The sequence below is a fragment of the Dietzia sp. DQ12-76 genome (genome assembly GCF_014145045.1).
Lineage (GTDB): Bacteria > Actinomycetota > Actinomycetes > Mycobacteriales > Mycobacteriaceae > Dietzia.
In genome coordinates, this window is record NZ_JAALDV010000508.1 from 1 (window position 1) to 6,597 (window position 6,597).

Here is a 6,597-nt window from a genome sequence, read left to right on the forward strand (position 1 = left end):
CGCGGCGTTCACCGCCGTCGTCCTGCGCGCGCCCGAGGTCCCGGACGTCGAGCTGCGCGGGGAGGCCGCGCCCGTGAGGATCTTCCGGGCGGTCCCGGTGACCCACACCGAGGCGGCCTGGGTGCGGCTCAAGGGAGCCGGGGAACTCGAGGACGCGTGGACCGAGGCCGGGATCGACGTGACCGACCCCGCGCGCCGAGCGGTGAACCCGGGCCTGGCGCGCTGACTACAGCCAGCGGTTTCTCCGGAAGAGCAGGAACAACGCCGTGCACGCGGCGGCCATGACGCCGAGCACGACGTAGTAGCCGTACTCGGTCCGGAGTTCGGGCATGTTGGTGAAGTTCATGCCGTAGATCCCCGCGATCATCGTGGGCACCACGGCGATCGCCACCCACGCGGAGATCCGCCGCATGTCGGTGTTCTGCTGGACGCCGATCATCGCCATGGCGGCGTGGACCAGAGAGGTGATCTGCTCGTCGAGGGTCGTGACCTCGGCGGCGACCCGGGTGTGGTGGTCCTGGACGTCGCGGAAGTAGTGCCGCACCTCGGAGGGGATCAGGTCGACGTGCTCGACCGACAGGTGCCGCAGAGGGAGGGCCAGCGGGGCGATGTCGTGCTTGAGTTCGAGCAGTTCGCGCTTGAGGACGTAGATCTGCTCGATGCCGACCGGGGTGCGCGGGGCGAACACCGCGATCTCGAGATCGTCGATCTCCCGGCTCATCCTCTCGGCGACCTCGAGGTAACCGTCCACCACACGGTCGGCCACGGCGTGCATCACGACCGCGGGCCCTCGGGACAACCTCTCGGGTGCGCCCTCGAGTTCCGCGCGGAGGCCGGACAGGGCCGGGATGTCGCCGTGACGGACGGTGATGACGAAATCACGGCCGAGGATCACCATGATCTCACCGGTGGAGACGATGTCCGTGGTGTCGAAGATGCCGGTGACTTCGCCGCCATCGGTGGCGTCCGCCACCGACCGGTGCTCGAGATACTCGACAGTCGACATGGTCAGGACCACGGTGTCGTCGTAGGCCTCCAGCTTCGGTCGCTGCCGCCCGCTGGTCGCGTCCTCGGCGATCAGCTCGTGCAGACCGAACGCCGACGCGACTGTGTCCATCTGATGCCGGTCCGGGTCGTGGAGGCCGATCCACACGAAACCCCGCCCGGTCTCCCGGACCCGTTCGATCGCGGTCCGATGGGTGACATGCCCCTGTTCGCGGACACCGTCGACGTAGACACCGCAGCCGACCACCGCGCGTTCGGCGGGAACGGCCGGACCCGAGGGGGTGGGCACGGGAAGGGTCGTCGTGTTCCGCAGTCTCCGGACACTGGGCACCTGGGCTCCCCTCGATCGTTGCCCCGACCCTATCGGGCGTCGGACCTCCAGACGAGACCGTTAGGGTGCTGCTGGGACACTGGTGGACAGTGTCGCACCGTCTGGTGCGGACGTGACGAGGAAGGACGTGGTCGTGTGCGGCGGACGGGGGACGGGGCCGGGGTACGGGCACTGGCGATCGCCGGGGCCGCCGTGGTGGGGTTGAGCGGATGCCAGGCGCAGTCCTCGATAATCCCCGCCCACCAGCCCGATCCGGTGGTGGTGATCGAGACCGCCTCGTTCGGTGAGGCCGAGATCGTCGGCCACATCTACGGCAACGCGCTGTTGCGCTCCGGCTCCCGGGCCACCATCCGGTCGCAGTCCGGGAGCCAGGCCGAGGTTCTCGAGTCGGTGACGACCGGGGACGCCACCTTCACCATCGGGTACACCGGGGAACTGCTGCGCTCCTTCGATCCCCAGTCGACGGCGGTCGACGCGGACGAGGTGTACAGAGCGATGATGGCGGCCCTGCCCGAGGGTGTGACCGCGGCCGACCCGGCTCCCGCCGAGGACGCCCCCGTGTACGTGGTGACCCGGCACACCTCGCAGACCCGCGGTCTACGGACCATGTCCGACCTCGAGAGCCGGTGCGGCGAGTTCACGCTGGGCGCACGCCAGGAGGCGCTCGCGGACAGAGAGCTGGCCACCGCCGTGGGCGGGACGTACGACTGCGGGTTCGGGCGGCGGGTGGCGCTCGGGCCGAACCCTCGCGCCGTCCTCGAGGCGCTGCGGGCGGGCGAGATCGGGGTGGGGTTGGTCCAGTCGACCGACCCGGTGCTGTATCCCGACGACATGGTGGTGCTGGACGACGACGAGGACGCCATCCTGGCCCAACACCTCGTCCCGGTGTTCCGCAAGGGCTCGCTCTCGGAGGACCAGTTGGCCCTGGTCAACCGGATCAGCGGAGAGCTGACCACCGACGACGTCCGGGAACTGCTGCTCGGGGTGGAGTTCGGGACGTCCACCCCGACCGCTCTCGCCGACTTCTGGCTCGACTCCCACGACTACTGACCTGCTCCGGGCCGCCGCCCGTCTCCGGGCGGCGGACCCAGTGCCCCGGTGGGGGGCGACTGATCGTCGCCGGGGTTCACCCCCCGGCGACGATCAGGCGAACGCCTCGTCCACGAGCGCCTTCTGCTCGACCGCGTGGACCTTGCTCAGCCCGGTCGACGTGGCGGCCATGGCCCGCCGCGACACCCGCTTGATCGCGGGGAACTCAGGGATGACCTCCGGCAGGTTGAGTGCGAGGAAGCTCCACGCGCCCTGGTTGGCCGGTTCCTCCTGCACCCACCGCACCTCGGAGAGGTTCGGGTAGTGCCCGAGCGCTTCGCGCAGTCGGCGGAACGGGATCGGGTGGATCTGTTCGAGCCGCACGATGGCGATGTGCTCGTGGCCTTCCTTCTCCTGGCGGGCCGCCAGCTCGTAGTAGAGCTTGCCGGAGACCAGGAGCATGGTCGTGACCTTCTCCGGGTCCTTACCACCGTCGACGAAGGTGGGATCGTCGAGAACCGAGCGGAACTTGCCCGTCGTGAAGTCCTCGAGGGCGCTGACGGCCTTCTTGTTGCGCAGCATCGACTTGGGGGTGAAGACGATCTGCGGACGCTTGATCCCGTCCGTGGCGTGACGACGCATGAGATGGAAGTAGTTCGCCGGTGTCGACGGCTGCGCGACCGTCATCGACCCCTCCGCACACAGCTGCAGGAAACGCTCCATGCGACCCGACGTGTGGTCCGGTCCCATGCCCTCGTGTCCGTGGGGGAGGAGGAGGGTGACCGAGGACTTCTGGCCCCACTTGGCCTCGCCGGAGGAGATGTACTCGTCGATGATGGTCTGGGCACCGTTGACGAAGTCGCCGAACTGGGCCTCCCACAACACCAGCGCCTCCGGGTCCCCGACCGAGTATCCGTACTCGAACCCGACGCCGGCGAACTCGGTCAGCGCCGAGTTCCACACCTCGAAGCGGCCCTCGGCGTCCTCGAGGTTCTGCAGGGGCGAGTACGGCTCCGACGTGGTCTTGTCGACCACCACGGCGTGGCGCTGCGTGAAGGTCCCGCGCTGCGAATCCTGCCCGGCCAGACGCACGGTCCGGCCCTCCTGCACCAGCGAGCCGATCGCCAGCAGTTCGGCGAACGCCCAGTCGATGTTGCCGTTGTAGGCCATCTTCTGGCGCGCCTCGTAGACCGGCTTGACCCGCGAGTGGATGTGGAAATCCTCCGGCAGGTTGCCGAAGGCGTCGCCGATGGCGTGGATGACCGACTCGTCCACCGCCGTCACCAGGCGTTTGGGCAGCGGCTGGTTGGGCAGGATCGACTCGGAGGCCTTGACCGGGTGCTTCTCGAGCTCACGGACCTCGTTGAAGACCCGCTCGAGCTGCCCCTGGAAGTCGCGGAGGGCGTTCTCCGCCTCCTTCTCGGTGATGTCGCCGCGGCCGACCAGATCGTCGGTGTAGGACTGCCGGACGCTCTTCTTGGCGTCGATGACCTCGTACATCCGCGGTTGCGTCATCGACGGGTCGTCGGCCTCGTTGTGCCCGCGGCGGCGGTAGCAGACGAGGTCGATCACGACGTCCTTCTTGAACTGCTGGCGGAAGTCCATGGCCAACCGGGCCACCCGCACACAGGCCTCGGGATCGTCGCCGTTGACGTGGAAGATCGGCGAGCCGATCATCTTGGCCACGTCCGTGGCGTACTGGCTCGACCGGCCGGCCTCCGGCGCGGTGGTGAAGCCGATCTGGTTGTTGACGACGATGTGGATCGTGCCGCCCGTGCGGTAGCCGTCGATCTGGGAGAGGTTCAGGGTCTCCGCGACCACGCCCTGTCCGGCGAACGCGGCGTCACCGTGCAGCATGAGCGGCACGACCGGGTACTCCGCGCGCCGTTCCGGGTCCTCGATGAGGTCCTGCTTGGCGCGCACGATCCCCTCCAGGACGGGGTCGACGGCCTCGAGATGCGACGGATTGGCGGTGAGCGAGACCTTGATCTCGTTCTCCCCGAACATCTGGTACTGGATCCCCTCGGCGCCGAGGTGGTACTTGACGTCCCCGGAGCCGTGAGCGGCCGAGGGGTCCATGTTCCCCTCGAACTCGGTGAAGATCTGGCGATAGGGCTTGCCCACGATGTTGGCCAGCACGTTGAGACGCCCGCGGTGCGGCATCCCGATCACGACCTCGTCGAGGGCGAACTCGGCGGCCTCGTCGATGACGGCGTCCATCATCGGGATGACCGACTCCGCACCCTCCAACGAGAAGCGCTTCTGACCGACGTACTTGGTCTGCAGGAAGGTCTCGAACGCCTCGGCGGCGTTGACCTTCGACAGGATGTACTTCTGCTCGGCGACCGTCGGCTTGTCGTCGACGCCCTCGAGCCGGTCCTGGATCCACTGACGCTGGTCGTTCTCGAGGATGTGGGTGTACTCGATGCCGATCTTGCGGCAATACGCCGCGCGGAGCGCCGAGAGGACGTCGCGCAGACGCATCTTGTCCTTGCCGACGAACCCGCCCACGGAGAACTTCCGGTCCAGGTCCCAGAGGGTCAGCTCGTGCGAGTTGACGTCGAGATCCGGATGGAAGGTCCGCCGACGCTGGGCGTGCCGACCGTCCAGCGGATCGATGTCCGCCATGAGGTGACCGCGGTCGCGGTAGGCCGCGATGAGCTCGAGGACGCGGGCGTCCTTGTCCACACGCGGGTCGGTGATGTCCTGGCGCCACCGGACCGGCTCGTAGGGGATGCCCAGGACGTCGAAGATCTCGTCGTAGAACTCGTCGGCGAGCAGGAGGCGGTGGATCTCGCGCAGGAACTCGCCGGACTCCGCCCCCTGGATGATCCGGTGGTCGTAGGTCGAGGTGAGCGTGGTGATCTTGCCGATGGCGTTGTTGGCCAGCTGTTCGTCGCTCGCACCCTGGAACTCCGCCGGGTACTCCATCGCGCCGACGCCGAGGATCGCGCCCTGCCCCGGGGTGAGACGCGGGACCGAGTGGACCGTGCCGATACCACCGGGGTTGGTCAGGGAGATGCTGACGCCCGAGAAGTCCTCCATCGTCAGCTTGCCGACGCGGGCGCGGGAGACGATGTCCTCGTAGGCGTCGAGGAAGCCGCGGAAGTCGAGCCTCTCGCAGTTCCGGATGGCGGCCACGACGAGGGTGCGCCCCGCCTTGGTCTTCATGTCGATCGCCAGGCCCAGGTTGATCCCGTTCGGGGTGACGACGTTGGGCTTGCCGTCGATCTCCTCGAAGTAGTTGTTCATGTTCGGGTAGGCCTTGACGGCCTGCACCATGGCGTACCCGATGAGGTGGGTGAACGAGATCTTCCCGCCGTGCGTGCGCTTGAGGTGGTTGTTGATGACGATCCGGTTGTCGATCATCAGCTTCGCCGGGACCGCACGGACCGAGGTGGCCGTGGGCAACGACAGCGACGCGTTCATGTTCTTGACGATGGCGTTCGCCGGGCCGCGGAGAACCTTGTTCTCGGGCTCCTCCGGCGGTGCGTACTCGGGTCTGGTGGTCCGTTTCGCGGCCGGGGCGTCGTCCTTCTTGCGCTTCTCGGTCGACCGGACCGGGGCGGGCACGCCCTGACCGCGGGCCTTGCGCGCGGGGGTGCTGTCGTCGGCGGGCTTGGCGGCCACGTCCTTCGCCGAGGACTCCGGGGACACGTCGGCCACGGTCAGTTCGGAGGTCTTCTGGGTGTTGGCGTCGGGGGTGGCGTTGTCGCCCCCGGATGCGTCGGCGGAGACCTTCTTGCCCTTCTTCCCGCCACCGCTACCGTCGCCGTTGTTCTTCCCACCGGTGCGTGTGTCACCCCCGTCCGACGCCGGCCCGGCTCCGGACGAGCCCTTCGACGCATCGCGGCCGGTGGCTGCCCCGGGGTTCGCGTCGAAGAACTCGTGCCAGGACTCGTCCACTGAGGAGGGGTCCTTGGAGAACCGCTCGTACATCTCGTCGACGAGCCACTGGTTCTGTCCGAACTGTGAGACGGTTTTGCTCACGATGTTGTGGTGCCTTCCTGATTTGTGGTGGGTTTCACACGCGATGGACCCAGGCTAGACCTTCCGCGCGTTCGGGGCCTTCCGATCTCACCTGACAGGGGGATGCGGCGTCCGGATGGACGGCGCTCAGCTCGTGGGCCAGCTGTCGGGCGGGGTGCCGAAGGTGGCCGCCGCCGCGTTGACGACGGTCCGGCCCAGCCGCCGGTTACCCCAGCCGCCCACGGCGGCGCCGATACCGGCGG

At 68.2% G+C, this 6,597-nt stretch carries 4 protein-coding genes; 2 read left to right on the top strand and 2 right to left on the bottom strand.

Features of this window, described 5'->3' with window-relative positions:
* Positions 1 to 226: suppressor of fused domain protein (locus G6019_RS15705; RefSeq protein ID WP_182628002.1), on the top strand; the 226-nt coding region annotated here is incomplete at its 5' end.
* Here the strand turns inward: G6019_RS15705 and G6019_RS15710 are convergent.
* Positions 227 to 1,294, bottom strand: a complete 1,068-nt coding sequence (locus G6019_RS15710) for a magnesium and cobalt transport protein CorA (RefSeq protein ID WP_234414825.1) — start codon at positions 1,292 to 1,294, stop codon at positions 227 to 229. It abuts the gene before it with no gap.
* 177 nt (positions 1,295 to 1,471) lie between these two features.
* Between G6019_RS15710 and G6019_RS15715 the strand changes: the two genes are divergently transcribed.
* A complete protein-coding gene (locus tag G6019_RS15715) occupies positions 1,472 to 2,386 on the top strand; it encodes a glycine betaine ABC transporter substrate-binding protein (RefSeq protein WP_107756741.1) in 915 nt (304 codons plus the stop codon).
* 93 nt (positions 2,387 to 2,479) lie between these two features.
* Here G6019_RS15715 and G6019_RS15720 read toward each other — a convergent pair whose 3' ends face one another.
* Positions 2,480 to 6,355: a multifunctional oxoglutarate decarboxylase/oxoglutarate dehydrogenase thiamine pyrophosphate-binding subunit/dihydrolipoyllysine-residue succinyltransferase subunit gene (locus tag G6019_RS15720; RefSeq protein WP_231750278.1), complete on the bottom strand. Its 3,876-nt coding sequence runs from the start codon at positions 6,353 to 6,355 to the stop codon at positions 2,480 to 2,482.
* Between the last annotated feature and the right edge of the window lie 242 nt (positions 6,356 to 6,597).